Here is a 26,620-nt window from a genome sequence, read left to right as displayed (position 1 = left end):
TAGACTCTCCGCGCCCTGACCCAGTTCCTTTCGATCAGTCGAGGAACCGTATCATGGCCACGCGCCGGTCGCCCGCCGGCGCTGCGATGTCTTCCTCTTCGAGGAGGTCGTGCAGGCGGGCGTGATTCGAACTGTCCTCGACAATCACGAAGCCCAGCCTTGCATAGAACGGTGCGTTCCACGGTATGTCGCGAAACGTCGTGAGCGTGAGCGCATCGAAGCCTTCGTTGCGCGCGTCGATGATGGTTGCCCTGACCAGTCTTTCCCCCAGACCCTGCCGCTGGAAACGGGGATGGACCGACATCTCCCGGATGTGCAGTTCGCGGCGAAAGGGCTCGCAGGCAATGAAGCCCGCAATCCGGTCGCCATCTGCCGCGACCAGGCAATGGCGCTTCGCAATGAGGCTGGCATATCGCTGGGCAGTGAGCGGGGAATGGTCCGCGATACTTTCATAGCCGGGCAGGCCGGCGAACAGCGCACCAGCCGCTTTCTCGATTTCGGGGAGCCCGTCGGCATCGGCGGGCCGGGCCAGTCGGATGGCGGGCGTGCCGGGGCCGTTCATTCCTCTGTCCGGATGAGCACGGTCTCCCCGACGAGGAAGAACAGGGCGAACGGCGCCCATGCAGCGAGGAAAGGCGGATAGCCGCCGAAGCTACCCATGGCGAGCGCGGCATTGTCGACCACGAAATAGGCGAAGCCCAGCGCCATGCCGATAATCGCGCGTACGAACAGCTGGCCCGACCGGGCGAGGCCGAACGCCGCCACAGCGCCCAGCAACGGCATGAGGAAGGCGGACAGCGGGCCAGATAGCTTGTGCCACCATTTCGCTTCCAGTTCCGCCGTCGGGCGGCCGCTGGCCTTGTATGCCTGTATGGAATCGCGCAATTCCATGAAGCCCAGCGCATCGGCGTCCACGCTTTCGAGCTCGATCTGGGATGGGGTAATGCCGGGCGCGACGACGATGTCCGCCGCGTCACCCGTTTCGGCCGTGCCGACATCGAAGATGACCGCATCTTCCAGCCGCCAGCCCGGGCCGGCGAAAACCGCGCTGTCGGCGCGTACCTGCCGGACGATCTGCCCCGTTTCCTTACGGCTGTACCAGGTCACGCCCTGCAGGCTGAGCCGGTCGCCGCGGCCCGTCGTCGTCGTCGCGCTCAAAATGTCGCTTCCGTCGGTCAGGTACAGCCCGCGCCGGGCATCCTCCTCCTTCGGCAGCGCGCCGTACTCCGTCGCTTCCCACGCCTTGAGCGAGGCAGTTGCTCGGGTCACGACGCGTTCGTTGAAGGCAAAGCTTATGGCAGACACCAGCAGCGCGGTGAGCAGCAGCGGGGCCAGAACCTGGTGGGCCGAGAGGCCGGACGCCTTCATGGCGATGACCTCGCTGTTCTGGTTCAGCGTGATGAGCGCGATGATGGTTGCCAAGAGGACGGAGTAGGGCAGGAAACGCTGGATCAGCTGCGGTATCCGGTAACCGGCATAGGTCAGCAGTTCGCCCTGGCCATTGCCTTCCACGGCGAGGATTTCTCCGCTGGTCGAAAGCAGGTCCAGCATGAGCAGGACGAGCACCAGCATCACCAGCACCGCCAGAATGCGGGCCACGAACATTTTCGCCAGGTACCGGGTCAGCGTCCACGAAGGGAAGAAATCGAGCTGCATGCCGCCGCGCCCTCCTATTCGGCCGGAGCCGCAGGCGCGGCAGTATTCATCGGCGGGGAGGCGAATTCATCGGATCGGCGCCCGCGCCTGCGGAACAGCTTGCCCACGCGCTTCGACAGCTTCCCGAACGCCGTTTCCAGCGCTCCGATCGGCTGTCCGCCGGGGACATAGGCCACCTGATAGAACATCCAGAGGATAAGCGCAGCGAACACCGCGAACGGCCCCCACAGCGCAATGATCGGGTCGATCCGGCCCAGCGTCGCGATGTCTTCGCCATACTGGTTTATCTTGTGATAGCTGACGACCATCACGATGGAGACGAAGACGCCCAGAGCGCTGGTCGATCGCTTCGGCGGGATGGCGAGGGCGACAGCGAGCATCGGCATCAGCAGCATCATCACCACCTCGACCAGCCGGAAATTGAAACTGGCCTGGCTCGCATCGCGCGCCTGTTCCGTCTCACCGCTGTCCCAGCCGATGCGCAGCAATTCGGGCAGGATATATTCCCGTTCCGCATCGCCGCGCTGCCGGAACTGCTCGATCGCCGGCAGGTCGATCGGCAGGTCGTGCCGCGTGAAGCTGAGGACGCGGGGCGTCGCATCTGCTTCGTCCTGCACGATGGTGCCATCGGTCAGGCGCAGGATGATCGTGTCCGGGCTGTCCGTCGTGGCGAGAAAAGCGCCTTCCTTGGCCGAAATCGACAGGACCTGGCCCTCTTCGTCGGAAATCCGGGCGAAGATGCCCTGCAGGCGGCGTCCCTCGTCCTCGCTCGCCTCGATACGCAGCGCCATTCGGTCGGCCAGCGTCGTGAACTCGCCCACCTTGATCGAGGCACCCAGCGCGCCCGAGCGCAGGTCGTATTCGAGCTGTTCGTAATAATAGCGGCTGATCGGCTGGATGTAGAACACCAGCGCGATGTTCACCGCGACAAGGACCGCGGTGATGAAATAGGGAACCCGCAACAGGCGCATATAACTGAGGCCGGTGGCACGGAAGATGTCCAGCTCGCTCGACGTGGCGAGCTTGCGGAAAGCCAGCAATATCCCCAGCAGCAGGCCGAGCGGGATGGCGAGGCTGGCATATTCGGGGATCAGCGCGCCCAGCATCTTGAACACGATGCCGATCGGGCCGCCTTCGACCGCGACGAAGTCGAACAGGCGCAGCATCTTGTCGAGGAGCAGCAGGGATGCTGCCAGCACGAACACGCCTGCCATCGGCACGACGACGAGCCGCAGGATATAGCGGTCGAGCGCGGGCAGGATCTTCAACATGTCGGGTGGCTTCTTTCCGGCATCACTGGCGCGCTCTAGCGGCAAAATCGCGCCGGGTCATGTCCCATGACGCTCGAGGGGTGAGGCCGATGCATTCACGGCAGGCAGACAGGCTACCAGAAACGGCTGCCCGGTACGCCCTTGAACGGTCCGGCTTCGCGGCTGGTGATCCATCCGCCATAGAACTGCCCGGGCTGCGGCATCGCCACTTCGCCATCCACCAGGCACCTGTCGAAGGGCTCGGGGTAGAAAGCGAGATGGTCGCGAATGCCCGCGAAGCTTTCGGTCGGGCTGGCATAGCTCCACGCCGCCGCTTCCAGCCGTTCGCCACCAAGGACAACATCCCAATAGCGCGCCTGCCCTTTCCATTCGCATAGCGAACGGCGGGAATTGGGCTCGAGAAACTGCGTCGCCACGTCGGCGGGCGGGATGTAATAGGTTGGGGGATGGCTGGTTTCCAGCGTGCGCCAGGCCGCGCGCGTATCGGCGATGACCTCGCCGCGATGTTCGATCCTGATATGCCGATCGGTCGGCTCCGCAATCGCGGGGCGCGGGTAATCCCAGACGCTCTCCTGTCCGGGGCCGGTCGCTTCGGCTTCGGGATGATGGGGCTCTCTCAGGCGATCAGGCCTTTTCCAGCGTACATTGCAGGGGGTGCTGGTTCTGCTTTGCGAATTCCATCACCTGGTTCACCTTCGTCTCGGCGACTTCGTATGGGTAAATGCCGCATACGCCGACGCCCTTCTGGTGGACGTGCAGCATGACCTGCGTCGCCTCGTCGATGTCCATGCGGAAGAAACGCTTCAGCACGATCACCACGAACTCCATCGGCGTGTAATCGTCGTTCAGAAGCAGCACCTTGTACTGGCTGGGCTTCTTAGGTTTGGCCTTGGTCTTGGTCGCGATGCCGATCTCGGTCCCTTCGTCGGGACCGCCGGGGGCATCGTCTTCTCCGGCAAGGCGCGGGGCATCGATGGATTGGGAAAGGGTCTGGATCATTTCGCCCGACAATATCGTCAATGGCACGCCATGTTGCAAGGTGGCCTCCCGCCGGAAATGTACTGGAACCGCGCCGGAATGGTGGCGCACCGGGATGGGGCGGGGCGGTCCGGTCGGGGCAGGGATGCAAAAAGGGCCGGATGCGCGTGATGCACATCCGGCCCTTTCATGTCTTTCGAAATTGCCGGGACCGACCCGGCAATCGCCAGGACGAGCTTAGGCAGCCGTCTTGAACTTTTCTGCCGCTTCGCTGGCACGGCTGGTGAGCGGAGCCATCGTTTCGTTGGCAAGCTTCAGCCATGCTTCGGTGCTCTTCGAGCCGTAGGCGATGGCAGCGTCGAGGTTGCGGCGCGTCAGGTCGCCCTGCAGCTTGAAGAGCTCGGTCGGCGACTTGACGGCGGCCATCAGGCGTACGTCTTCGGTGACCTGTTCGGCGACCTTCTTGGTGTCGGTCACGGCTTCGCGGCCCATGTCCTGCATACCCGAGGTCAGGACCTTGCCCGACTCGACCATGGCTTCGAGGTTGTTCTTGTGGAACTCGACAACTTCGCCGGCGACTTCGCTGCCCTTGGCATAGACGCCCTTCAGGCGGGTCTGCGCGTCGGCCGCAACAGTCTTTGCGGTGTCGACGAAATCGGTCTTCTTTGCGTTCTTGGCGGTAGCCATAATGGTATCCTTTGCTTTGCTGATGGCGGCGGCAGGCTTCGCCGCCTTCGTTTTCGGTTGGGTGGTCTTCGCAGGGGCATCCTTGCGTGCGGCAACCTTGCGCGGAGGAGATTTCCTGGCGACCGGCTTCTTCGCGGTCGCTTTCCTGGCAGACGGCTTGCGCTTTGCCGTAGCGTTCGTGGCGACAGCCTTCTTCGGCTCCGCCTTTTCAGCGGGAGCGTCCACGGCCTTCGCAATGGCATCGACCTTCGGTTCAGGCTTGGCGTCCTGTTCCACCGCGGCCTCTACCTTTTCCATGTCGACCTTCGGAGCATCGACCTTCTTCGCGGCGGCGTCGGCGTAAGCCTTCTCTGCGGCGGCATCGATCTTGCTGGTGTTGGCGTCTGCCATTGGCCTCAATCCTTGCGCTTCATCGTTTTGTTGCACTGCACAATATACGTACCGCAGATGCGAATGCAAGGTTTTTGTGCACTGCACAATAAACCGGGCGCACATGCGCCACGGTTCGTCGCAGAATTTTGAAACAAGGCCGCCTTCGCCGTGAAGGTGCGGCTGCGCCCGGCAGTCAGCGCGTCATGACATATCGTCCGGGCGCTTCTTCGATGACCGGGTCTTTCTTCCCCTTGCCCGGCACGCGCTTCCCGCTTGCCTTGACCATGGCGGGGGCCTGTTCCCGCAGCCAGTCCACCCAGTGGGGCCACCAGCTTCCCGGATGCTCCTTCGCGCCTTCCACGAAGCCTTCCAGCGTGGTCACGTCGGGGTCGTCATTCGTCCAGTACTGGTATTTCCCGCTTTCGGGCGGATTGACGACGCCCGCGATATGTCCCGAACCGGCAAGGATGAAGCGCAGCGGCCCGCTGAAATGTTCGCGCAGACGCCACACGCTGGCGGCGGGCGCGATATGGTCTTCCTTGCCTGCCTGGACGTAGGTCGGCGTCGTCACCAGCGACAGGTCGATCGGCGTACCCCCGGCGGAAAGCGCATCCTTCTGCACGAGCTTGTTGTCGCGGTAGAGATCGCGAAGATACGCGCCGTGCCATTTCGCGGGCAGGTTGGTGACGTCGCCGTTCCAGTGCAGCAGGTCGAAGGCGGGGTAATCCTCGCCCATCAGGTAATTGTTGACGACGTAGTTCCAGATCAGGTCCGTCCCGCGCAGCAGGTTGAACGTTGCGGCCATGTACCGCCCGTCGAGATAGCCCTTGCCGCTCATCGCCTCGACATTGGCGAGCTGGCTGTCGTCGATGAAATGCAGCAATTCGCCAGCGCGGTCGAAATCGACCTGGGCGGTGAAAAACGTGCAGCTCTTCACGCGGCCCTCCTCGCCCCGGCGGTGGAGGATCGCCATCGTGGCGGCGAGGGTCGTCCCGGCCACGCAGTATCCGATCGTGTGGACATGGGGCACGTCCAGGCGGCTGCGAACATGGTCGATCGCGTCGATCTGCGCGGCGATGTAATCGTCCCATACCACGTCGGCCATGGTTTCATCGGCCGATTTCCAGCTGACCACGAACACGGAAATTCCCTGCGCCACGGCCCAGCGGATGAAGCTCTTCTTCTCGTTCAGGTCGAGGATATAGAACCGGTTGATCCATGGCGGGAAAATGACCAGCGGAACCGCCAGCACCTCGTCGGTCGTGGGCGTGTACTGGATCAGCTGGTACAGCGGCGTTTCATGGACGACCTTGCCCGGCGTGGTGGCGATGTTCTCGCCCAGCGTGAAGGCATCGGGATCCGTGTGGGTAAGCTGCCCCTTCTTCATGTCGGCGAGCAGGTGCTCCATACCCTTGACCATGCTGGCGCCGTTGGTTTCCCGCGCCCGTTCCAGCACGACCGGATTGGTTGCGGCGAAGTTTGCGGGGCTCAGCGCTTCTACCAGTGCGCGCACGGCGAATTTCAGCTGCTTGCGCCGGCTCTTGTCGGCGGTCTCCATCCGGTCGACCGCCTTTTCCATCTGCTCCGCCATCAGCAGGTAGGTCTGGTGGATCAGCGCATAGGCCGGCTGGCTGCGCCACAGATCGTCCTTGAACCGGCGATCCTGCCTCGGCAGGTCCGGGGCTTCTTCACCCGCGCCGGTGAATTGCCCCAGCACATTCTGCCAGAGCGCCGCGGCATCGTCCCAGAACTGCTGAATTTCCTGCGCGCCGGCCCCCGGCATCTTCTGCTGGAAACCCTGGAGATAGCCGGCAAATTTCATCGGATCGGGCGGCGTGTCGACCTGTTGCTCGAAGGCTTTCTTCGCCTGAGACGCGGCAAACTCCGCCCACATTGTCTGCATCTTCAGCGCATTCGCGCCCCATTCCGCCATGTCGCCCGGATCGGCGAGGGGTCCACCCATTCCCTGACCCTCGACAGGCATGAGGCTCGCCATCACCTTCTCTCCCGCCTCGCGCTGCAAATCGAAGATTTGCTCGAACATCCGGGTGGGGGAGGGCGGGTCGCTCTTGTCCATGACGCAGATTTCCTTCGAAGGCCGGGCAATCGGGAATTGCTATAGAGGTCTGCCGCTTGCAATGCACGTGGCATGAGGCAGTGTGCCTCTCGCAGCAAACGCCTGACCGACGCCGAGGACCGATGGACGAACAATTCTACCGCATGAAACGCCTGCCTCCCTATGTCATTGCGGAGGTCAACGCGATGCGGCACGCGGCGCGCAAGGCGGGCCGCGACATCATCGATCTCGGCATGGGCAATCCCGACCGCCCGCCGCCCCAGCACGTCATCGACAAGCTGTGCGAGGTGGCGAGCAAGCCGACGGCCCACGGCTATTCCCAGTCGCGCGGCATTCCCGGCCTTCGCAAGGCGCAGGCGAATTATTACGGCAACCGCTTCGGCGTGGACATCGATCCCGAGACAGAGGTGGTCGTCACGCTGGGATCCAAGGAAGGGCTGGCCAGCCTTGCAACGGCCATCACCGCGCCGGGCGATGTGGTGCTGGCGCCCAACCCGTCCTATCCCATCCACCAGTTCGGCTTCATCCTTGCCGGGGCGACGATCCGCGCCGTCCCGACCACGCCGGACGAGGAATACTGGCGCGCTCTCGAAAGCGCGATGGCCTTCACCGTGCCGCGGCCCAGCGTGCTGGTGGTGAATTATCCGTCCAATCCCACGGCCGAAGTCGTCGATCTCGCTTTCTACGAGCGGCTGGTTGCCTGGGCGAAGGAGAACAAGGTCTGGATCCTGTCCGACCTTGCCTATTCCGAGCTTTATTTCGACGGCAGGCCGACGCCTTCGATCCTGCAGGTTCCCGGGGCGAAGGACGTGGCGGTTGAGTTCACCACCCTTTCAAAGACCTATTCCATGGCCGGCTGGCGCATGGGCTTTGCCGTCGGCAACAGGGAGCTGGTCGGCGCGATGACGCGGGTCAAATCCTATGTCGATTACGGGGCCTTTACGCCGATCCAGGCCGCAGCCTGCGCGGCGCTGAATGGGCCGCAGGATGTGGTGGCGGAAAACCGCGAAATCTATCACAAGAGGCGCGATGTGATGGTCGAGGCGTTCGGCAGGGCAGGATGGGATTTCCCCGCGCCCCCGGCCTCGATGTTCGCCTGGGCGCCGCTCCCGCCCGCTCTCGCACACATGGGCAGCCTGGAATTTTCGAAGGAATTGCTGACGGAGGCCGACGTAGCCGTCGCCCCGGGCGTCGGCTACGGCGAGAAGGGCGAAGGTTATGTCCGCATTGCCATGGTCGAGAACGAGCAGCGTCTGCGCCAGGCCGCTCGAAACGTGAAACGATACCTGTCGCGCAAGGGCATTTCGCCCGACTAGGACTTAAGACGGCACTTTCGTGTCCGACTTCCGTTGGTTGGATAACCACGCACACAGTGGTAAACGAAAGACCGTGCGCAGACAGGAAGATACCATGACCCCCCCCCGGGGCCGCAGACGCTGACGGACAGGCAAATGGAGGTGCTTGCCCTCATCGACCGCCGGCTGCCGATCAAGCGGATCGCACACGAACTCGGCATCTCCGAAAGCCGGGTGAACCAGCATATCCGCGCCCTGAAGGATGCATTCGGGGTGCAGGGCCTCGACGCGCTGGTAGAGGCCTACCGCGTGCAAGTCCCTGAAAAAGATAGGAACGAGGCCTACAGGTTTTCTGCATCCAGCTTTTCTGAAGTGCCGCCGCAGCGCCAATCGCCGCAAGAAGGAGACCGGGTCGCACCCGGGGAATTCGTGTTAGCTGATGTGGCGCCACTTGCGATCGAGGCGCCATGGGATGCGAAGCACGAGCCCCGGGTTATCCCCGGGGTGCTCGACGGTGATCATGCTGTCCTCTATCGCCTTGCCGTCATCATCGGACTGGCCCTTGCGTTCATCGTACTGGTCGTTCTGGTGGTGACGGCGGCACTCTCCGTTGCCGAGGCTTCGGGAGGCCAGGAAGTCACTTCCCCCGGTTCTACAACACAGCCGTGACCGGGCAGGACGGCTGGGCAGGGAGAGTTTCCGCATGTCCAATCGTATTACCCAGGATGCCATCTTCATTCGCAAACGCGTGCGCGAAGCAGAGGCGGTGACGGACGAGGCCATGATTGCCTGCGCGAAGCTCAAGCAGGCCTTGCTGACGGCCCGCCAGAACCCGGCCATCGGTGTCGATGCCGGACAGCGCGCGATCCTGCGGCTGGCCCAGGCGGAACAACAGGCCGTGGCCATGTCGACGAACCTCCTGCGCGTGCACGAGGAACTGAACCGCGTGGCGCGCGAATACATGGGCGGCGACGATCCGGTGGAGACGCCCATGACGGCGTTCGATTTGGAAGCGCCCGCAGCCTCTGCGGCGCCGGCGCAGCCGGACAATTTCGCTTTCGGTGCCATCGGCGCGGCCGCAGCGGCATAGGCGATAGAAAGCCTTGGAAACGATCAATCTCGTAACCTCGGTCCTGCACCAGGCCTTCGTCGTAGCGGTCTGGTGCATGGCCGGCCTCGCCTTGTGGCGCGGGGCCGGGCCCGAGAAGGCGAGCGCGCTGACGCTGTTCCTTCTGCTTTTCGTCGATGACGTCTATCACCTGGTATTCGGGCCCTATTACCCGCTGCAGACGGCCGATCCCTGGCACGTCTTTCTCGATACCGCGGCGCTCGTGTCCTTCGTTGCCATCGCCCTTCGCGCCAACCGGTTCTATCCGCTGGTTCTCGCCGCGGCGCAGCTCGTGTCGGTCATCGCCCACATGGTGCGCATCGGCCTCGCCGAGATGACCTCGCTGTCCTATTACCTGCTCTACGTGATGCCGTTCTATTTCGAGGTCCTGATCCTCGCCGGGGGATTATGGCGGCACCATCGAAGATCGCGGCGGATGGGTCCCTACCGCGAATGGCGGGGAACGGTTACCCGGTCTCCGCCGCGGCCGGTGACGTGAACGCCGTTCGAACCCTTGACGCACGCGCGTCATCGGCGCGCCGGGATGTGGCCCTGCCTTTCCCGCATCGGCAAGCCGAGCCCGTCAGCAATGCAGCGGTGCTGTATCTTCACGGCATATTCCAGGGATTGGGCGAGGAGCGGCTGCATGTCGTCTTCTACGACCGGTACGATCGTTACGTTCATGACCGGACCCTCGTCATCGGATGCGCGGGATCGATGTGCCTCAAGGGACGGCTGCTGCTTCAGGAAGCCTTCGCGCGGCAGGCGCACGGGATCGTGCTGGCGCATAATCACCTGTCCGGTGTTTGCCGTCCCAGCGCGGCCGACATCGAATCGACCCGCCGCCTTTCCGCTCTGTGCAGCCAAGTCGACATTACCCTGATCGACCATCTGATCTTCACCCGCGACCGCGGCTTCAGCATGCGGCTCGGCGGATATCTGTGAGCTTTTTCACCGCGTACATCCCGCGGCGGCTTCGCATCGGTCCGCTGGTGCTCGACATACTGCACCGCGATGCACGCTGCGAGGACCGGTGGCTGTCCCTCCACCCGCGCGAATTCGAATTGCTCTGGCGGCTGGGGGAGGCGGGCGGAAAGCCTGTCGCCCGGCGCACCCTGCTGCGCGACGTGTGGCGGATGACGCACGAGCCCGAGACCAACAGCGTGGAGGTCCATGTCTACCGCCTGCGGGCCAAGCTGGCAGCCCACGGCATCAGCGATCTTGTCCGGACGCATGACACGGGCGGCTATTCGGTCGATGTGCGCTGCGGAGAGCTGGGCCCTGTCCCCAATGCCGAGCTGGACACCGGGGTCCTGCTGCGCGAAACCGCAGGCAAGGAAAAAGAGGACCGATATGACATTCCCGACCAGCGAGCGTGTTTCGATTGACCTGAACGATCAGGGGATTGCCCATGTGCGGCTGACCCGTCCGGAAAAGATGAACGCGCTCGATCCCGCCATGTTCGAGGCCATCATCGCAGCCGCCACCGCCCTGGAAACGGCCCCCGGCGTGCGGGTCGTGGTGCTATCGGGCGAAGGGCCGTCTTTCTGCGCGGGTCTCGACACCTCGTCCTTCGGCGCGGAGCCCGATGCGTCGCGCCCGCCCCTGACGGAAAGGACGCACGGCGATTCCAACACGTTCCAGCAGGTGGCAACCGCCTGGCGCAAGCTGCCCGTGCCTGTCATCGCGGCGGTGCACGGCGTTTGCTTCGGCGGCGGTATGCAGATTGCCAGCGGGGCCGACATCCGCGTCGCAACGCCCGATGCGCGCATGGCGATCATGGAGCTGAAATGGGGGCTGGTCCCCGACATGGGCGGTTACCAGCTCTGGCGCGGGCTGGTGCGCGACGATGTCCTGCGCGAGCTGGTCTATACCAATCGCCAGTTCTCCGGCGAGGAAGCGCAGGGCTATGGCCTCGTCACCCACGTCACCGGCGATCCGCTGGCAAAGGCGATGGAGATTGCCGCCACGATAGCCGACCGCAACCCGCACGCCATCCGCGCGGCAAAGCGCCTGTCGAACCAGATGTACGACCTTGGCGGCGAAGACCTGCTGATGCAGGAAAGCGTCGAGCAGGCGGCGATCATGCGCACCCCGAACCAGATCGAGGCGGTGATGGCCGGCATGGCCAAGCGCAAGGCGAATTACGAAGACGTCGCCTGACGCGCGCCCGTCAGCCGAACACGGCGACGCATTGCTGGCCCGACAGGACCAGCTTGCCATCGGCGTCCCACAGGCGCAGCCGCTCGCTCGAATAGCCCTCGTCGGCATGGTCGCTGGCCGTTTCCGCCAGCCACCATCCGTCCCGGGTCGTGGCATCGGGGTCGAGGACGTTGAAGGTCCAGTTGATCGAACTGATCGGTCCCTGCCGCTCCATCACGCGCATGGCCCCCGGCGGCAGCGTGTCGCCGACCAGTACCAGCGTCGACGTCGGGTCCAGCGTGTCCCGGTCCTTCAGCCGGATCCAGCGCCGGACCACGGGCGGTCCGGATCCGCTGGTCTTCTGGGCGCGGCGCAGCTCGAAATTGTTCTGGATGAAGGCCGGTCCCTTGCCCTCCATCGCAGGGTCGTTGTCCTCGGGTGCGCCGGGCCATGGCTCGACAGTCGGGGCGGGGTGGCGTGCATTGGGTTCGCGGGCGGTTCCGAACAGGAAGAATGCGGTCAATGCGGTCACGCCGCCGACCAGCAGGTCGCAGCGCACCTGCGCCACGTTGCGTCCGCGGCGCACGACCTCGACGCGCGGTTCCACCTTGTCGCCGACCGGCGCCACAAAGGCGATCTGCGCGGACCGGAGCGGCGGCAGGTCGGGCAGGGCCCTGACCGTCGCGGTATAGGCCACCAGCGCGCTGGCCCCGCCATAGAGGGTGCGTCCCTGGAGCCATTGGTCCGCCGGCAGGGTCACGCGGCCTTTTTCCGTCCCGATGGGGGCAAGCAGTGTTTTGATCGACATCGCGCCTGACTAGCAGGCAAAGGCGGGGGGGCAAGGAGCGAACCGTCTTTAATGACAACAAGCGGATTGCGTATCGCGAAGGGACACGCTAGTGGCGCGCTTTCCGACATACAGGCAGGCGGTTTTTGCTGACTGCCCGTTCCGGTTGGCCCGATGGCGGAGTGGTGACGCAGCGGATTGCAAATCCGTGTACGCCGGTTCGATTCCGGCTCGGGCCTCCAGTTTCCTGCCGCTCGGCAGGGTCGGATACGATAGGGCGGACACCACACCGCCCGGGCGCCGCTTTAGCTCAGTTGGTAGAGCACATCATTCGTAATGATGGGGTCAGAGGTTCGAATCCTCTAAGCGGCACCACCTTTCTCGTGGCCGCGCCATGTACGCCTGACATCCTGGTTCAGTCCCTGTCCGACTGGACACGCAAAGACCTCCGCGGCAAATCGCTGCGATGAAGAAATCGCAAATCCTCAAGATCGGGAGCCGGGCCCTGGTGGCCGGGAGCATAGAGGACCTCGACCTGCCGAAGATCGCGCACGAAGTCGGGTTCAAGCCTTCGAGCCTGCGCTATTACTTCAAGAATCGCGAGGATCTGGCAGAGGCCATCTTCCACAGGCGCATCGAGGAACTCGAGAAGAACGTGATCGCCGCGGCCGAAAGCGAAGGGCTGCGCGCCTTCGTCGGCAGGATGTTTGCGATCGAACTCGATCAATACGCCGATTATCTCAATGGACACGCCGATCCCAAGGCCCAGATCGGTGAGACCCGCACCCTGTCTCGCGAGCGGCGCAAGCGCATCGGAAGCCGATTTGCCGCGCTGCTGGAGAAGATCGGTGTCCTGCTGGAGGAGCGGGGGCTGGCGCGGGACCCGGACCTACCCCTGCTGCCGGCCCAGATGTTGCTCGAGAATATTTTCTGGCTGCCGGGGTGGATCGACCATTTCCGTGAATGGGAGTTCGCACAGGTTCGGGACCACCTGACCGAACTTTTCTGCAACGGCTTCGCAGCAGAGCATACTTCGTTGGTGAATTCCTCCGTTACGGCCGAGCGCGAAAGCACCCTTCAATCCGATGACGTGGGCGAGCGTTTCCTGCGTGTCGCCACGCAATTGGTCAGCCAGCGTGGCTATCGCGGGACTTCGATCGACGCGATCAGTGCGGCCCTCGGCGTGACGAAGGGCAGCTTCTATCATCACGTGGCGGAGAAGAAGGACCTGGTCGAGCGCTGCTTCGAACATGGATACGATCGAATATCGACCTTCCAGAAAGACGCGTCCGCTCGGCATGAAAAGCCGCTCGACGCCGTTCTGGCCGTGCTTGCTTCGATCATTTCTGTGCAGGTCGGGCAGGGCTCGCCCATCCTGCGATACTCGGCGCTGCCTGGCCTTCCGCGAAGCATTCGCCTGACGGTCATCGCAGGCTCGGCCCCGCTCGACCGGTGGTTCGTGGCACAGCTTGCACGGGCGCAGGCCGAGGGCACCGCGCGCCCGGTCGATCCGTATATCGCCGCGCAGTTCGCCGCAGTAATCGCGAATGCCAGCTACGATACGGTCTGGCTCTACTGGCCCGATGATCAATGGGTCACCGGCGGCAGGATACTGCACGCGATCATGCACGGTTTCGCAAATGCGGTATAATGGATGGCGCGCTGCAATGACGAAATACCGAGTTGCCAATCCAAGTTTGCAAGTTAAGTATGCTCCTGCCTTTGGGAGAGGGCAGGGCTTGCGCGACCGGACAAATCCGGCGCGGTAAGCGCGTCCAGTCATAGCATTCCCAAGGGAAGGTCGAAGAAGACCGACGGGGAGAGCTTGATGAAAAAGAACTATCGGATGTCGATTGGCCATGCCGCGATGGCGACGGCCTTGATGGCTGCTTCGAGCGGCGTTTCCGCGCAGGAAACGGTCGAAGGCGGTCCGCAGGATGACAATCAGGAAACGGCGGCGGAAACGATCGTCGTGACCGGCACGCTGATCCGCGGGACGCCGGAGGACAGCGCGCTTCCGGTCGATGTCTTCACGAACGAGCAGCTTGCGGCCGAAGGGCAGACATCGCCGCTGGACTTCATCAAGGACATTCCTGCCGTCGGCGGCGTCATCGGTGATTCCAACCAGTTCCAGGTGCAGGGCCTCGGCGCGGTTGGCACGATCAACCTGCGCGGACTCGGCCCGCAGCGCACCCTGGTGCTGCTGAATGGTCGTCGCACGATCGTTTCTCCGGGCGACGGGCTCGTCGACACGAACATGCTGCCGCTGTTCGCGGTCGGCCGTACCGAGCTTCTGAAAGATGGCGCCGCCGTCACCTATGGCTCCGATGCCGTCGGGGGCGTGGCCAACTTCATCACCCGGACCGATTTCGAAGGGGTCGAGATCCAGGGCGACTACCGCTTCATCGATGACAGCGACGGCGACTGGACCGCCAGCATTCTGGGCGGCATCAATGTCGGCCCCGACGTGAACTTCCTGGCGGGGTTCGGTTATCGCCACCGCTCCTCGCTGTCGGCATTCGACCGCGACTTTTCCAACCAGCCGCCGGACGTGAACCCCTCGCCCTATTCGGGTGTCGTCAATCCCGCACAATATTTCCCGGTTCTGCGTACCACCGGTCCCATCCGGAACGGCAATGCCGAAAACGTGGTGGTCGCCCCGTTCGGGACGCCTGGCGCGACGACATTCATCGTCGGCGGGCCCATCCAGGATGTGGGGTGTACCGATCTTGGGGGCTTCATCCAGCCGGCCAATGGTCGCTGTTTCTACCAGTACACCGATTACAACAACCTGGTCGAGGAATCGAATTTCTATCAGGCGTACGGCGCGATGAGCGCCGATCTCGACGACCGGACGCGTTTCAATGTCGATGTGCTCTACGCCTTCAGCGAGGCTTTCACCAAGCTGTCTCCGTCCTATCCGGCAACGCAGTCGCCCAAGGGACCGGGCCTGACCTTCCCGTTCTTCGTCCCGCGTGAGAACCCGGGTTTCGACACGTTCGTCCAGCAGACCGGTGCCGTCATCAACCCGGCAGCGAACGGTATGCAGACGACGCTCTATCGACCCTTCGCGCTGGGCGGTTACCCGCTGAGCGACGACTATCCCTTCGGCAATGACAGCTTCTCGGAAAACGAGAGCTACCGCATCTCGGCGGGCTTCGAGCGTGACTTGTCGGACAGCTTCACCGCCAGCCTCTATGGTACCTATATCGACACCAACAGCCGGGCGGCGGTGCAGGATACGCTGGGTATCCGTTTCCAGAACGCGCTGGACGGCCTGGGCGGGCCCGATTGTAACGTGGCCACGGGTACCCCCGGCCAGGGCAATTGCTTCTATTTCAACCCGTTCTCGAACGCGATCGCAGGCAATCCGGTTACCGGCCAGACCAACCCGAATTATGTCGGCCCGAACGGCGACGATCCGCGGCAGAACAACAATCTGGCGGAAGTCATCGACTTCTTCACGGAGCCTGCGGCTGCCAACCGCCAGAAGGAAACCCAATACGTCGTCGACTTCCTGGTGAGCGGCCTGCTCGATTCGCTCGACTTCGGTGCAGGCGGGGTCGGCCTTGGTGTCGGCGCCCAATATCGCCGGGCCGAGTATCAGCTCGTCCCGACGAATTTCAGCAGCAGCGTGGATTTCCCGTGCCAGCAGCTTGGCGACACGGACTGCCCCTTCCCGCTCGGTCCGTTCATTTTCCAGGGACCGCTCAATCCTGCCCAGACCACGCAGGATGTCTACGCGGTGTTCGGCGAGGTCCAGGTGCCCATTACCGACCGGCTGGAGATCAATCTCGCGCTGCGTTACGAGGATTACGGCAATCCGATCGGCTCTACCCTCGATCCCAAGGGCTCGTTCCGCTTCGAGGCGACCGACTGGCTGGTCTTTCGCGGTTCGGTCGGCACGACCTTCCGCGCTCCGCTGGCGGGACAGGTCCTGCCGGGCATCCAGAACACGAACCTGACGGGTATCAATGCGGCGGGCGGGTTCTTCTTCCCCGTCGACCGGATCGGCAATCCGAACCTGGGGCCGGAAGATGCCTTCACCTACAATCTTGGTTTCGTGGTCGATACCGGGCCGCTCACCGTCAAGGTCGACTATTTCAACTACGACTTCGACGGCCCGCTGACTGCACAGCCGGAGAACCCGATTGCCAGCGCCGTGTTCAGCGGTCCGGGAGGGACGGCTGTTTGCGACAGCCCGCTGGCACCGCAGATCGTCTTCAACGGCGGAGCGTGCAACCCGGCTTCGACGGCATCCAACGGGCTGGCACGCGTACTGACGCAATTCGTCAACGGACCGACGGTCAAGACGGACGGTTTCGATGTCGAGGCGGATTACACGTTCGACGCCGGCAATCTGGCACTGACGCTGGGCACGGCCTTCACCTACATCCTGAATTACGACGTAGACGATTTCGTCATCAACGGCGTGACGGTGGTGGACGCCTACGACGCGGTCGGTTTCCTGAATGCCGACCGTTCGCAGGCATCGACGCCGCGCTGGAAGGTCAATACGTTCCTGAATGCCAATGTCGGCGGGTTCAATGCACGATATGTCTTCCGCTACGCCAGCGGGCTGACGGACGAACGTTACGAGGACCCGGCTTTCGCTGCGACCCCTTTCGGAGAATCGTTCTACGGCCAGGACATCGATGCTTTCACGCAGCATGACCTGACCGTCCTGTACAACCTGCCCATCCGGTCTGCCGAGGTGCAGTTGCAGGGGTCGATCGAGAACATCTTCGACGAAGACCCGCCGGTCACCCGCCAGGTGCTGGGCTACGATCCCTTCGTGGGCAATCCGCTCGGACGGGTCTTCCGGCTTGGCGTGAAGGTCGGCTTCTAAGGCCGAGTGCCTCCCCCGGGACCGGATACTCTCCTCCGGTCCCGGGGACTTCTCCGTAAAAGTGGGGGCACCGAGCCCGGTAATGACAGGTACAGTCACTGACGTCAGTCCGCGCGCCCGGCGCATCACGCTCGGGCTCCTGACGGTCACTTATTTCTTCAGCTACATGGACCGGCAGATCCTCGCGATCCTGCTGGAGGACATCAAGGCGGACCTGCTGCTCAACGATACGCAGCTCGGCCTGCTGTCGGGCCTCGCCTTCGCATTGTTTTACGCAACTCTGGGCATCCCGGTCGCAGCGCTTGCCGACCGGACGAACCGGGTAAACATCATCTCGATCGCGCTGGCACTGTGGAGCGGGATGACGGCGGTTTGCGGGCTGGCGCAAAACTTTACCCACCTGCTGCTCGCCCGCATCGGGGTGGGCATCGGCGAAGCCGGATCGTCACCGCCCAGCCATTCGATCATCGCCGATCTGTATCCGGCCGAGAAGCGCGCACTGGCGCTCTCGATTTACTCGCTGGGCGTCACGCTGGGGGCGGCAGCGGGTCAGATATTCGGGGGAAACGTGACCTATTTCTTCGACTGGCGCGTGGCCTTCATCGCAATCGGCGTGCCTGGCATCGTCCTGGCGGTCATCGTCAAGGTTTTCGCGACCGAGCCCATGCGCCGCGCAGAACCCGGCGCGGTGGAAGCGACCGAAATGCCGTCGATCGCTTCGGGCTTCCGCTCCATCTTCGCCAATGCCGCAGCGGTCTGGCTCGTCGCGGGCGTAACGCTCACATCAATGATCGGATATGCGCTGACCGGGTGGACGCCGGCCTATCTTATCCGGTCCTTCGGCCTCAATACGCTGCAGGTCGGCAATATCGTCGCGCCCCTGCTGGCGATTGCCGGTGTCGCCAGCGGACTTGGTAGCGGATGGCTGGCGAACCGGCTTTCCGAACGTTACGGGCTGAAGGCCTAGCCACTGATGATCGCGGGCCTCAAGACCATCGCGCTGCCTTTCCTCATCTGGTTCTACATCGCCGAGAGCGCGCCGCTGGCGATCGGTTGCTACTTCATAGCGGTGCTGTTCCAGTCCTGTTATCTCGGGCCCACCTTCGCGCTGATACAGACGCTGGCGCCGCTCCGGATGCGCGCCGTGTGGGCAGCGATCACCCTGCTGGTCATCAATCTGGTCGGACTGGGGTTGGGGCCGACGCTGGTAGGTATCCTGTCCGACGTGTTCGCCCCGCAATATGGCGAGGATTCCCTGCGTCAGGCGCTGCTGGTCATTGCCGCCGCCACGCCATTGGCCATCTTCTGTTACTGGCAGGCATCGCGCTGTCTCGCCCGTCAACAACCGGGTCGCAATACCGCCAGATCGCCCGCCGCCACCTGAGAGGTCACGTCATGCGCTTCTTCCCGCTTGCTATCGCCGCCCTGGCCGGTTTTTCGGCCGTCAGCCTGCACGCCCAGCAGGTCACACCTGTCGTCGAGACCGACAAGGGGCAGGTCCAGGGCCTCGAGGATGACGGGGTGGATGCCTATTACGGGCTTCGCTACGCCGCGCCGCCCACCGGCGAATTGCGCTTCAAGGCACCTGTTCCGGCCGAGCCGTGGGACGGTATCTACGATGCGACCGCCATGGGCGCCCCTTGCATGCAGTTCTACACGCCGAGCGGACCGGTGCAGACCGACCAGACGCGGCGGATGCAATCGATTTTCCCTACCTATGGCGAGGAGAAGATCGACAACGAGGATTGCCTGTTCCTCAATGTCTGGACACCCGATGCTACCAGCGGATCGCGCCCGGTCATGGTCTGGTTCCACGGCGGAGGATACGCTTACGGATCGGGCAACTGGCCCGCATATGACGGGCGAAATCTGGCCGCGAAAGGGGACGTGGTCGTCGTGACGGTCAACCACCGTCTGAACGCCTTCGGGTATCTCAACCTGGCGGGCCGCTTCGGCGAAGAATACGCCGCGTCGGGCAATGTCGGCAATCTCGACCTCGTACGATCGCTCGAATGGGTGCGCGACAATATCGCGTCGTTCGGCGGGGACCCCGGCAACGTGACCATCATGGGCGAATCCGGCGGCGGGTCGAAGGTCAGTCACCTCATGGCAATGCCGTCCGCCAACGGCCTGTTCGACAAGGCCATCGTCCAGTCGGGGCCCGGCGTCACCAGCGGGAAACCTGCGGAAGCTGCTGCCTATGCCGCCGACATCCTGGACGAAGCCGGCATCGCCACGCTGCAGGAACTGCAGACGGTTTCGGCAGATGCGATCATCGCCGCGGCGCGGCGCGCGACGCCTGCCGCAATCGGGTTCGGCCGCGGGCCCAGCTTCGGACCGATTGCCGACGGGGCGATCGTCCCGCGCGATCCCTTCCTGCCCAGTGCACCGGAACAGTCTGCCGACATCCCTCTGCTGATCGGCTACAACAAGGACGAGATGACGCTGTTTCTCGCCGCGCAGCCCTGGTTTGGACGGCTAACCAACGAGATGCTCGACACGATGGCCCCGCAAATGGGGGCCCAGGCTGTTGCTGCAGTGGCGGCGTACCGGGAGATGTATCCCGGCTATTCGCCGACCCATATCGCCAGCGCCGCGATGGGCAGCCGGTTCGTCCGGGGGACCTATCTTCTGGCCGACCAGCAGTCGCGCACGGCCAGGGCGCCGGTCTTTGTCTATCGGCTGACCTGGGAGACACCGGTCGCCGGAGGCGCGCTGAAGTCGCCCCATACGCTCGACATCCCCTTGATGTTCGACAATGCTGCCGAGAGTGCAGCGCTGGTCGGCGAAGGCGAGGCCCCGGCACGGATGGCCGCGATGATGAGCGATGCCTGGATCTCGTTTGCCCGGACCGGTGTTCCCTCGAGCCCGCTGCTCCCCGAATGGCGCGCCTATTCGGAAGGGGAACGCGCCGTGATGGATCTCGACCTGGAACCTGTACTGCGCAACGACCCCGAAGCCGCGATCAGAACGCTTTCATCGGCGAATTGAGTCCGAACCGGGTCGATGATGATCCAGCGGACAGTCGGCGTGGCGATTTTGTTTGCCTGCCTTTGGCTGCCTTCACGAGCGCGCGCTGGCGATTGATCGAGGTTGTATGCCCGGCTTTTGACAGTCGCTATACGCTTGGCTAGCCGACATGCGAGGTCGCGTTCTGCCGGAGTTGTCCGAATTGCATACGAAACTTTTTCTGAAGGGCCGCCTGCGTCACGAACTTTCGGAAGAGGAAAAACAGTGGCTGGAAGAGGCTGTTTCGAGGACGTTCTACCTCAACGCGCGCCAGACGCTGGTGCAGCGCGGAACGCGGGTGGATCATTCCTATTACATCATCGACGGCACTGTCTTGCGCCATCTCGATGACAAGCGCGGAGCCCGGCAACTGGTCGGGCTCAGTTTCTCCGGCGATTTCGTCGACCTTCACGGTTTTCCGCTCAAGCGCCTCGATCACAGCACGGCTGCCCTCGGCCGCGTGCACCTTGCAGAAGTGCCGCATTCGGCGATTGCAGAACTTATCGGACGATCGGCCCATCTTGCCCGTGCGCTCTGGTTCTCCACCCTCCTCGATGCCGCCATGCACCGGGAATGGATCTTCCGGCTGGGGCGCCTCAACGCGGAAGGGCGGATTGCCCACCTGATTTCCGAAATCGTGGAGCGGCACAGGTTCGTGGACCTGTATGACGGGCAGACACTTCCGGTGACGCTGCTGCAGCGCGACTATGCGGAGGCCTGCGGCATCACCGCCGTGCATGCCAATCGCAGCTTCCGCATCCTGAAGGAGCGGGGCGTGCTGGAATTGTCCGGTGACGGGCATATCAAGATCCTCGACGAGGAGGAACTGAAGCGCCTCGGCGAGTTTCGCGGCGACTACCTCTATGGCGAGGGTGAGCTGGCGCTGGAGTCGTTCGAGGACCGCGACTGAAGCGCCACGCGGTACAGGGCCAGCGTGTCCTGTGCCATCCGATCGCTGGAGAAGCGTTCCTCGAACCGCCGGCGGATCAGGTCACGGTCGAGCGCGGCGACTTCGTCCATGCGTGCTGCCGCCTCCTCCCCATTGTCGACGACGATACCGGTCAGCCCGTCCTCCACGACTTCGGGCACGCTGCCGCGCCGCCATGCGATGGCCGGGGTGCCGCAGGCCATGGCCTCGATCATGACGAGGCCGAAGGGTTCGGGCCAGTCGATGGGAAAGACAAGCGCGGCGGCACTGCCGAGCAGCGCCTGTTTTCCGGCATCGTCCACGCTGCCGACATGGCGTATGCCTCCGCCAAGTTCGGGCCGCACGACCCGGTCGAAATAGTCCGGATTCCCCGGATCGACGGGCCCCGCCAGATGCAATTCCCGGCCCGTTCCCTTCGCCAGGGCGATGGCGCGATCGGGCCGCTTCTGGTCCGTCATCCTGCCGAGGAAGGCAAGGTGCTGCCCTTCGCCTTCGCCCTTCTTGTAGCGGGTTACGGGCATCCCGTGATGAACCACTCCGGCAAGGCTTTCAGGCGGCACCACCTCTCCCTGGCTCCGGGAAATGGCGATCACGCGTTCCTGCGGGAAGGCACGGAAGTGCTCGACATGATCCAGTTCGTCGGCGCGCCAGTGGATCGTCCGGAAGACGGGGACGCCGCATGCCCCGGCAGCGGCGCTCGCATGGGCCGATCCGTGAAGGTGAATGATGTCGTGCCCCGGCGCATGGGCCATAAGGTCACGCAGCAATTGCGCCTCCAGCACTGCAGGCAGGCCGGGCGGCACGTTTTCTTGCGCCGCTTCGTACCACGAGAGCGAGCGGTAATCGCCGAGCTGCTGCACCCCGGGAAGCGTGGAGTCGGCCGGTCCGAACAGCGTGACCTCGTGACCCTTCGCGATCTGCGCTGCGGCGAGATCGGCAATGACCCGTTCGGTGCCGCCATAGGTCGCTGGCGGGACCGGGTGAATGACCGGGGCGACGTGGGCTATTCGCATGGAGCCAACATTTATCACTTTGATTTCGAGGAACTTGGGCGGGTCGAAACCATCGGTAACGGCGTAGCTGGAGTGCGTCGATGTTTGTTTGCCATATCGCCTTGCAAGGGTGCCTGACCCTGACCGATGTTCCCTATGGCATCACTGCCGATACGGGCGGTCACATCACCTATCTGCTTGAGCTCGCCTGCGCGAGTGCGCGCGATCCGGAAGTGGAGCGGCTGGATATCGTGACGCGCGGATTTACCGATGCCAGTCTGGGCTCCCGGTTTGAGGCGCAATGCGGCGAGGTCAGCGAAAAGATCCGGCTCGTGCGGCTGGACGATGGAGATCCCGCCTATCTGCCCAAGGAACGCCTGCACGAACGGCACGAGCAGCTGTGTGACGCATTCCTGCGGTATATCGATGCGCTGGACGAGAAACCGGACCTCATCCACGCGCACTATGCTGATGCCGGTATCTTGGCGCGCCATGCGAAGGAGGAGCGGGGCATACCCTATGTCTTTACCGGCCATTCTCTTGGCGCGGTAAAGCGGGCAGTGAACGGCTCGACGGATGCATACCTCGATCGCCGCATCGCGGTAGAAGAGCGCGCGCTGGAGAGCGCGGATGCCGTGATCGCCAGTTCGCGCGACGAGGCCGAGGCGCAATATGCGCATTACGCATCCATCGAAGCGGGCCGCATCCGGGTCATTCCGCCCGGCTGCACACTCTCGCGGTTCGAGGCGGCCCAGCCCAGCGACAAGGTGCGCAGCGATATCTCGCAATTCCTCCGCGATCCGGACAAGCCCATGCTGCTCGCCATCGCGCGGCCGGTGCGCAAGAAGAACCTGCTGGGACTGGTAGAAGCCTACGCCGCCGACCCCGCCCTGCAGGCCGCCGCCAATCTCGTGATCGTGGCAGGATGCCGATCGGTCCTGGGCGAGCTGGAGCAGGAATGCCGCGAAGTCATGCAGGAGATCATCGAGGCGGTCGACCGGCATGATCTCTATGGCAAGGTAGCCTATCCCAAGAACCATGAACCGGCCGACATCCCTGCCTATTATGCGCTGGCGCGGGAAAGCGGCGGGGTGTTCGTCAACCCTGCACTGAACGAACCCTTCGGACTTACCCTGCTGGAAGCGGCGGCATCGCGCCTGCCGGTCGTCGCCACGGACAGCGGGGGGCCCAACGATATTATCGAGCGTTGCAATAATGGCGAGCTCGTCTGCCCGCGCGACCCGGCGGCAATTGCCAGCGCGTGCCGTTCCATCGTGACCGACAGGCGCAAGTGGATCCGCTACGCCTCTGCAGGCGGACAGGCGGTCGCCGCCTATGACTGGAAGGCGCATTGTGCGCTCTATCATCGCCTGGTGCGCGAGATTACCGGCCCTGCGAAGCCGGCGCCGGACTGGGACCGGATCCTGATCTGCGACATTGACAACACGCTGCTGGGCGACCGTGAGGCGTTGCGCGAATTCCTGGATTGGCAGTCGGAAAATTCGGGCAGGATCGCGCTGGGCATCGCCACCGGGCGAAGCTTCCACAGCGCGCAGGCGATCCTGGCGGCAGAGGGGGTGCCGACCCCCGACGTCATCATCAGCAGCGTTGGCACACGTATCCATTGGTACGACCGGGAAACGCGTCGGTACCGCGAGGACGGAGCCTGGCGCAAACAGGTCGAAACGGGCTGGCAGGACCGGGACATTCGCGCTTTCGCGGACAGCCTTGGCCTTCGTCCCCAGGCCTTGCTCGAACAACATCCTGGCAAGGCCAGCTATTTTCTCGACGGTCGGGATGCGGACAGGATCGGCAGGGCCCTGCGTGCCGAAGGGCTTCGCACGGAAGTCGTAGCAAGCCACGGCCGCTATCTCGACCTCCTCTCGGAAGGCTCGGGCAAGGGGCCTGCGGTTGCCCATGTGGCCGCGGTTCTCTCGCTGACCCAGTCTCGTGTGGTTGTCGCCGGCGACAGCGGCAACGACCTCACCATGCTGCGGGCCTGCCCGTTCCCCATCGTTGTCGGCAATGCCAGTGACGGGCTGGCGCAGGACCCTTCGCTGTCCCACGCCTACAGGGCAAAGGGGCATTTCGCCGCCGGAGTGCTTGAAGGCGTGCGCCATTACCAGGAAGCGGGAAGCTGGTGAGCACCTACCGATCCGTTTCGGTCCTGACGCTGGTGCGCGGGCGGCAGGGGCATCTCGACCACCTCGTCGCCGGGTTGAAGGCACAGGTCTTTCCGCCCGACGAACTGGTCGTCGCGCATATGCAGCCCGACGCACCGCACATCGATACGGATCTCAAATTTCCGGTCCGCCTGGTCCGGGTGGACGGCGAACCCATGCCGCTGGCCACTGCGCGCAACCGGGCGGCGGAGACCGCGCAGGGCGACGTACTCGCCTTCCTTGATGTGGATTGCATTCCGGATCCCGAATTCGTGAAGCGTGCGGCCGAAGCGGACGCCCTTGACGAGAACGGCGTGTTCCTGCCCGAGGTACGATACCTGCCGGCAAATGGGGATGGCTGGCGGCAGCCGGATGGATTGCCGGACTATCCACGCCTTCACGAAACTGGTGTGCGCCATCCCAGCAAGCGTCCGGTTGCGGACGAATCCTTCCTGCCGATCGCCGATTTCGGCGAGTTGTGGGGACTGGCCTTCATCATGTCCGCGTTCACTTGGAGGGCGGCAGGCGGCATGGACGAGGACTATATCGGCTATGGCGCGGAAGAGACCGATCTCGGCCAGCGGCTGAAGCATTCGGGTGCGAGGCTGTACTGGATCGGCGGGACCGTGTGCTTCCACCAGCATCATCACGTGCACAAGCCGCCCCTGCAGCATTTCGACACCATCGTGGCCAATGCCCGGCGTTACCGCTCACTGTGGGGCGAATGGTGCATGGAATACTGGCTCGACGATTTCGAGAAGCGCGGCCTCCTGCGCCGCGATGCGGAGACCATAGAGGTTCTGCGCCCGCCCGGTGAAGACGAGATTGCCGCGACCCGGCAGGGCGGGGATGTCCTGTTCAGTTGAGGCTTGCCGGGCCGCGCCGGATCAGTCCGCGGCCCACAGGCGGTCTGCCATATCCTCCAGCCAGTGCGCCGCCTTTCGCGCGGCATCCTCGTCATGCAGAGAGGACAGGATCGATGTATCCAACGCATCCGTTTCGGCCAGCGCCTTCTGCCATTCCGGGTTCGATGCCGGCCAGGTTTCCCGCATGACCGCCGCGCCCAGCCGGGCCAGTTCCCTGGCCTTTGCCTGCTGTTCGTCGAAATACCGCCATTCCGGGATGCACAGGAACGGCTTGCCGGCCCGCGCGATCTCGTGGACGGTGTTATCGCCCGCCGACGCGATCACTCGGTCGGCCGCGCACAAGTAGTCGGTTAGATTGTCGATCCAGCCCAGTTCGCGCAAATTGCCGAAATCGGTTTCGTGCCCTTCGCGGTGGACCGGCCCGGCAACCAGCCAGAGCGTGTCCGGTTCTGCACGGGCCGCGACTGTCAGCGGAGCGTAAGGCGTCCCCGATCCGCCCCCGCCTGCGATGACGAGCGTCACCGGCCTCTCGGCGTCGAGGCCGAGGCGTGCCCGTGCCTCTGCGCGCTCGCGCAAGGGATCGCGGGTGGTGCACAGTCCGCCGGTGTAGAAGGTGCGGCTGCGCAGCGCCTCGGGGTAACTCGCCTGTTCCATGCGCACGTCGAACGGGGCGAGCATGGCGACACAGGCTTCGTAGCCCGCGACGTGCCCTGTATCCTCGCGGTCGCCATGCATACGGATCGTGACCGCAGGCACGCTCATGATGCGGGACAGGAGCGCGATCTCCGCCGAAACGTCGATGACGAAGAGCGCCGGGTCGATGTCCTGCAGCGTCGCGGCGATCCGTCCCATGTGGCGGCGCATTTCGTCCACGCCCAGCGGGACGCAGTGCATCATGCCGGGCGTCGGCTGGTCGTGGAGGGCCGGACTGCGCGATGGCGCGCCGATCATGTTCGGCAGTTCGATGATGTCCGCCTCGCGAGGGCGTTCGTCGAACTGGGAAGGCGCGGCGGTCATGATGGTTACCGGACGCGCGGAGGGAATATGCTCCATGATGGCCATGATGCGGTTCGCGTGACCGCGTCCCTGATGATGCGCGAAAAAGGCAATAGGCTTGGTCATTCAGGGTTATCCCTCAGGTATCATGGATGGTTTTTCGTCCGGCAGACTCTCGGGCAGCGGACAGCGAGCCGGTTTCCCGCGCGCCTTGCGGGCCGAGATAGCGAAAGACGCCCCACAGATTGATTAGCAGCAGTGCAACATTCTGCCAGCCGATCCCGCTGGCATCGTCGCTGAGGAAACCCCAGGCAATCAGCGCGATCGAAGACGTCACGAACAGGACAAACGCCCATCCGCTGATGCGCGTAGTCACGTTCGATGCAACTACCAGCGCTGCCACGACGCCCGAAATGGCACCATACCATTCGAGAATGTCCAGCAT

General features: G+C 63.8%; 26 protein-coding genes and 2 tRNA genes. 17 read left to right on the top strand and 11 right to left on the bottom strand.

The genetic code is table 11. From position 1 onward, the window contains the following. Window positions 1-34: 34 nt before the first annotated feature. The 7 genes from ACGHJ7_RS08840 to ACGHJ7_RS08810 all read right to left on the bottom strand — a co-directional run bounded on the left by ACGHJ7_RS08840 (window position 35) and on the right by ACGHJ7_RS08810 (window position 7,041). Window positions 35-562, bottom strand: coding sequence for a GNAT family N-acetyltransferase (locus tag ACGHJ7_RS08840; protein ID WP_390476461.1), 528 nt, complete (start codon window positions 560-562; stop codon window positions 35-37). Further along, the gene (lptG, locus tag ACGHJ7_RS08835) at window positions 559-1,656 is read right to left on the bottom strand and encodes an LPS export ABC transporter permease LptG (RefSeq protein ID WP_390476459.1); all 1,098 of its coding nucleotides are present in this window, start codon (window positions 1,654-1,656) and stop codon (window positions 559-561) included. Before lptG ends, ACGHJ7_RS08840 begins: the two co-directional genes overlap by 4 nt. 14 nt (window positions 1,657-1,670) lie before the next feature. Further along, window positions 1,671-2,927: an LptF/LptG family permease gene (locus ACGHJ7_RS08830; protein WP_390476457.1), complete on the bottom strand. Its 1,257-nt coding sequence runs from the start codon at window positions 2,925-2,927 to the stop codon at window positions 1,671-1,673. 113 nt (window positions 2,928-3,040) lie between these two features. Then, window positions 3,041-3,547 (bottom strand): DUF427 domain-containing protein, encoded by a 507-nt coding sequence (locus ACGHJ7_RS08825; RefSeq protein WP_390476616.1) that lies wholly within the window; start codon window positions 3,545-3,547, stop codon window positions 3,041-3,043. A gap of 4 nt (window positions 3,548-3,551) precedes the next feature. Then, complete coding sequence (gene clpS / locus ACGHJ7_RS08820) at window positions 3,552-3,926, bottom strand: ATP-dependent Clp protease adapter ClpS (RefSeq protein ID WP_390476455.1); 375 nt, start codon at window positions 3,924-3,926, stop codon at window positions 3,552-3,554. A gap of 216 nt (window positions 3,927-4,142) precedes the next feature. Continuing rightward, window positions 4,143-4,982, bottom strand: coding sequence for a phasin family protein (locus ACGHJ7_RS08815; protein WP_390476453.1), 840 nt, complete (start codon window positions 4,980-4,982; stop codon window positions 4,143-4,145). Window positions 4,983-5,157: 175 nt separating this feature from the next. Beyond that, window positions 5,158-7,041 carry a PHA/PHB synthase family protein gene (locus tag ACGHJ7_RS08810; protein ID WP_390476451.1) on the bottom strand — a complete coding sequence of 628 codons (1,884 nt, stop codon included), beginning with the start codon at window positions 7,039-7,041 and terminating at the stop codon, window positions 5,158-5,160. A 122-nt stretch (window positions 7,042-7,163) separates the two neighbouring features. Between ACGHJ7_RS08810 and ACGHJ7_RS08805 the strand changes: the two genes are divergently transcribed. From ACGHJ7_RS08805 to ACGHJ7_RS08775, 7 genes are all read left to right on the top strand, one after another. Continuing rightward, window positions 7,164-8,357 carry an LL-diaminopimelate aminotransferase gene (locus tag ACGHJ7_RS08805; RefSeq protein WP_390476449.1) on the top strand — a complete coding sequence of 398 codons (1,194 nt, stop codon included), beginning with the start codon at window positions 7,164-7,166 and terminating at the stop codon, window positions 8,355-8,357. 120 nt (window positions 8,358-8,477) lie between these two features. Beyond that, window positions 8,478-9,005, top strand: a complete 528-nt coding sequence (locus tag ACGHJ7_RS08800) for a LuxR C-terminal-related transcriptional regulator (protein WP_390476615.1) — start codon at window positions 8,478-8,480, stop codon at window positions 9,003-9,005. 34 nt (window positions 9,006-9,039) lie between these two features. Further along, window positions 9,040-9,426 (top strand): hypothetical protein, encoded by a 387-nt coding sequence (locus ACGHJ7_RS08795; protein ID WP_390476447.1) that lies wholly within the window; start codon window positions 9,040-9,042, stop codon window positions 9,424-9,426. A gap of 13 nt (window positions 9,427-9,439) precedes the next feature. Then, window positions 9,440-9,943 carry a hypothetical protein gene (locus ACGHJ7_RS08790; RefSeq protein ID WP_390476445.1) on the top strand — a complete coding sequence of 168 codons (504 nt, stop codon included), beginning with the start codon at window positions 9,440-9,442 and terminating at the stop codon, window positions 9,941-9,943. A 47-nt stretch (window positions 9,944-9,990) separates the two neighbouring features. Beyond that, the gene (locus ACGHJ7_RS08785; protein ID WP_390476443.1) at window positions 9,991-10,389 is read left to right on the top strand and encodes a JAB domain-containing protein; all 399 of its coding nucleotides are present in this window, start codon (window positions 9,991-9,993) and stop codon (window positions 10,387-10,389) included. Further along, window positions 10,386-10,832, top strand: coding sequence for a winged helix-turn-helix domain-containing protein (locus ACGHJ7_RS08780; RefSeq protein ID WP_390476441.1), 447 nt, complete (start codon window positions 10,386-10,388; stop codon window positions 10,830-10,832). The genes ACGHJ7_RS08785 and ACGHJ7_RS08780 overlap by 4 nt, the downstream gene beginning before the upstream one ends. Beyond that, the gene (locus tag ACGHJ7_RS08775) at window positions 10,798-11,607 is read left to right on the top strand and encodes a crotonase/enoyl-CoA hydratase family protein (RefSeq protein WP_390476439.1); all 810 of its coding nucleotides are present in this window, start codon (window positions 10,798-10,800) and stop codon (window positions 11,605-11,607) included. Before ACGHJ7_RS08780 ends, ACGHJ7_RS08775 begins: the two co-directional genes overlap by 35 nt. A gap of 10 nt (window positions 11,608-11,617) precedes the next feature. Here ACGHJ7_RS08775 and ACGHJ7_RS08770 read toward each other — a convergent pair whose 3' ends face one another. Continuing rightward, the gene (locus ACGHJ7_RS08770) at window positions 11,618-12,394 is read right to left on the bottom strand and encodes an acyl-CoA thioesterase (RefSeq protein WP_390476437.1); all 777 of its coding nucleotides are present in this window, start codon (window positions 12,392-12,394) and stop codon (window positions 11,618-11,620) included. A 147-nt stretch (window positions 12,395-12,541) separates the two neighbouring features. On the opposite strand from ACGHJ7_RS08770, the gene ACGHJ7_RS08765 reads away from it, so the two are divergent. The 8 genes from ACGHJ7_RS08765 (at window position 12,542) to ACGHJ7_RS08730 (ending at window position 21,141) form a co-directional block, all read left to right on the top strand. Next, window positions 12,542-12,615: transfer RNA gene (locus tag ACGHJ7_RS08765), tRNA-Cys, on the top strand. Between the two features lie 57 nt (window positions 12,616-12,672). Further along, a tRNA-Thr gene (locus ACGHJ7_RS08760) sits at window positions 12,673-12,748 on the top strand. Between the two features lie 91 nt (window positions 12,749-12,839). Then, window positions 12,840-14,024, top strand: a complete 1,185-nt coding sequence (locus tag ACGHJ7_RS08755) for a TetR/AcrR family transcriptional regulator (protein ID WP_390476435.1) — start codon at window positions 12,840-12,842, stop codon at window positions 14,022-14,024. Window positions 14,025-14,201: 177 nt separating this feature from the next. After that, window positions 14,202-17,222: a TonB-dependent receptor plug domain-containing protein gene (locus ACGHJ7_RS08750; RefSeq protein WP_390476433.1), complete on the top strand. Its 3,021-nt coding sequence runs from the start codon at window positions 14,202-14,204 to the stop codon at window positions 17,220-17,222. An 82-nt stretch (window positions 17,223-17,304) separates the two neighbouring features. Next, the gene (locus ACGHJ7_RS08745; RefSeq protein ID WP_390476432.1) at window positions 17,305-18,189 is read left to right on the top strand and encodes a spinster family MFS transporter; all 885 of its coding nucleotides are present in this window, start codon (window positions 17,305-17,307) and stop codon (window positions 18,187-18,189) included. A gap of 6 nt (window positions 18,190-18,195) precedes the next feature. Next, window positions 18,196-18,606: a hypothetical protein gene (locus ACGHJ7_RS08740; RefSeq protein WP_390476431.1), complete on the top strand. Its 411-nt coding sequence runs from the start codon at window positions 18,196-18,198 to the stop codon at window positions 18,604-18,606. 11 nt (window positions 18,607-18,617) lie between these two features. Then, window positions 18,618-20,213: a carboxylesterase/lipase family protein gene (locus tag ACGHJ7_RS08735; RefSeq protein WP_390476429.1), complete on the top strand. Its 1,596-nt coding sequence runs from the start codon at window positions 18,618-18,620 to the stop codon at window positions 20,211-20,213. 181 nt (window positions 20,214-20,394) lie between these two features. Next, complete coding sequence (locus tag ACGHJ7_RS08730) at window positions 20,395-21,141, top strand: Crp/Fnr family transcriptional regulator (RefSeq protein ID WP_390476427.1); 747 nt, start codon at window positions 20,395-20,397, stop codon at window positions 21,139-21,141. Here the strand turns inward: ACGHJ7_RS08730 and ACGHJ7_RS08725 are convergent. Then, entirely contained in the window at window positions 21,093-22,172 is a 1,080-nt protein-coding gene (locus tag ACGHJ7_RS08725; protein WP_390476425.1) for a glycosyltransferase family 4 protein, read from the bottom strand. The genes ACGHJ7_RS08730 and ACGHJ7_RS08725 overlap by 49 nt on opposite strands. 80 nt (window positions 22,173-22,252) lie before the next feature. Between ACGHJ7_RS08725 and ACGHJ7_RS08720 the strand changes: the two genes are divergently transcribed. Both ACGHJ7_RS08720 and ACGHJ7_RS08715 read left to right on the top strand, forming a co-directional pair. Beyond that, a complete protein-coding gene (locus ACGHJ7_RS08720; protein ID WP_390476424.1) occupies window positions 22,253-24,295 on the top strand; it encodes an HAD-IIB family hydrolase in 2,043 nt (680 codons plus the stop codon). Further along, window positions 24,292-25,179, top strand: coding sequence for a glycosyltransferase family 2 protein (locus ACGHJ7_RS08715; protein ID WP_390476423.1), 888 nt, complete (start codon window positions 24,292-24,294; stop codon window positions 25,177-25,179). Before ACGHJ7_RS08720 ends, ACGHJ7_RS08715 begins: the two co-directional genes overlap by 4 nt. A gap of 21 nt (window positions 25,180-25,200) precedes the next feature. Here the strand turns inward: ACGHJ7_RS08715 and ACGHJ7_RS08710 are convergent, their stop codons facing one another. Both ACGHJ7_RS08710 and ACGHJ7_RS08705 read right to left on the bottom strand, forming a co-directional pair. Next, window positions 25,201-26,301 (bottom strand): glycosyltransferase, encoded by a 1,101-nt coding sequence (locus ACGHJ7_RS08710; protein ID WP_390476421.1) that lies wholly within the window; start codon window positions 26,299-26,301, stop codon window positions 25,201-25,203. Window positions 26,302-26,314: 13 nt separating this feature from the next. Continuing rightward, complete coding sequence (locus tag ACGHJ7_RS08705) at window positions 26,315-26,620, bottom strand: hypothetical protein (RefSeq protein ID WP_390476419.1); 306 nt, start codon at window positions 26,618-26,620, stop codon at window positions 26,315-26,317.

The organism is Altererythrobacter sp. MTPC7 (genome assembly GCF_042851395.1).
Classification (GTDB): Bacteria; Pseudomonadota; Alphaproteobacteria; order Sphingomonadales; family Sphingomonadaceae; genus CAJXSN01.
This window is presented reverse-complemented; position numbering and strand designations above follow the sequence as displayed.

Excerpts from the sequence above, each read along its gene's own strand:
- ACGHJ7_RS08840 (WP_390476461.1), bottom strand. The coding sequence starts at position 562 with ATGAACGGCCCCGGCACGCCCGCCATCCGACTGGCCCGGCCCGCCGAT.
- lptG (WP_390476459.1), bottom strand. The coding sequence starts at position 1,656 with ATGCAGCTCGATTTCTTCCCTTCGTGGACGCTGACCCGGTACCTGGCG.
- ACGHJ7_RS08830 (WP_390476457.1), bottom strand. The coding sequence starts at position 2,927 with ATGTTGAAGATCCTGCCCGCGCTCGACCGCTATATCCTGCGGCTCGTC.
- clpS (WP_390476455.1), bottom strand. The coding sequence starts at position 3,926 with ATGATCCAGACCCTTTCCCAATCCATCGATGCCCCGCGCCTTGCCGGA.
- ACGHJ7_RS08815 (WP_390476453.1), bottom strand. The coding sequence starts at position 4,982 with ATGGCAGACGCCAACACCAGCAAGATCGATGCCGCCGCAGAGAAGGCT.
- ACGHJ7_RS08810 (WP_390476451.1), bottom strand. The coding sequence starts at position 7,041 with ATGGACAAGAGCGACCCGCCCTCCCCCACCCGGATGTTCGAGCAAATC.
- ACGHJ7_RS08805 (WP_390476449.1), top strand. The coding sequence starts at position 7,164 with ATGGACGAACAATTCTACCGCATGAAACGCCTGCCTCCCTATGTCATT.
- ACGHJ7_RS08795 (WP_390476447.1), top strand. The coding sequence starts at position 9,040 with ATGTCCAATCGTATTACCCAGGATGCCATCTTCATTCGCAAACGCGTG.
- ACGHJ7_RS08775 (WP_390476439.1), top strand. The coding sequence starts at position 10,798 with ATGACATTCCCGACCAGCGAGCGTGTTTCGATTGACCTGAACGATCAG.
- ACGHJ7_RS08770 (WP_390476437.1), bottom strand. The coding sequence starts at position 12,394 with ATGTCGATCAAAACACTGCTTGCCCCCATCGGGACGGAAAAAGGCCGC.
- ACGHJ7_RS08755 (WP_390476435.1), top strand. The coding sequence starts at position 12,840 with ATGAAGAAATCGCAAATCCTCAAGATCGGGAGCCGGGCCCTGGTGGCC.
- ACGHJ7_RS08750 (WP_390476433.1), top strand. The coding sequence starts at position 14,202 with ATGAAAAAGAACTATCGGATGTCGATTGGCCATGCCGCGATGGCGACG.
- ACGHJ7_RS08745 (WP_390476432.1), top strand. The coding sequence starts at position 17,305 with ATGACAGGTACAGTCACTGACGTCAGTCCGCGCGCCCGGCGCATCACG.
- ACGHJ7_RS08740 (WP_390476431.1), top strand. The coding sequence starts at position 18,196 with ATGATCGCGGGCCTCAAGACCATCGCGCTGCCTTTCCTCATCTGGTTC.
- ACGHJ7_RS08735 (WP_390476429.1), top strand. The coding sequence starts at position 18,618 with ATGCGCTTCTTCCCGCTTGCTATCGCCGCCCTGGCCGGTTTTTCGGCC.
- ACGHJ7_RS08725 (WP_390476425.1), bottom strand. The coding sequence starts at position 22,172 with ATGCGAATAGCCCACGTCGCCCCGGTCATTCACCCGGTCCCGCCAGCG.
- ACGHJ7_RS08720 (WP_390476424.1), top strand. The coding sequence starts at position 22,253 with ATGTTTGTTTGCCATATCGCCTTGCAAGGGTGCCTGACCCTGACCGAT.
- ACGHJ7_RS08710 (WP_390476421.1), bottom strand. The coding sequence starts at position 26,301 with ATGACCAAGCCTATTGCCTTTTTCGCGCATCATCAGGGACGCGGTCAC.
- ACGHJ7_RS08705 (WP_390476419.1), bottom strand. The coding sequence starts at position 26,620 with ATGCTGGACATTCTCGAATGGTATGGTGCCATTTCGGGCGTCGTGGCA.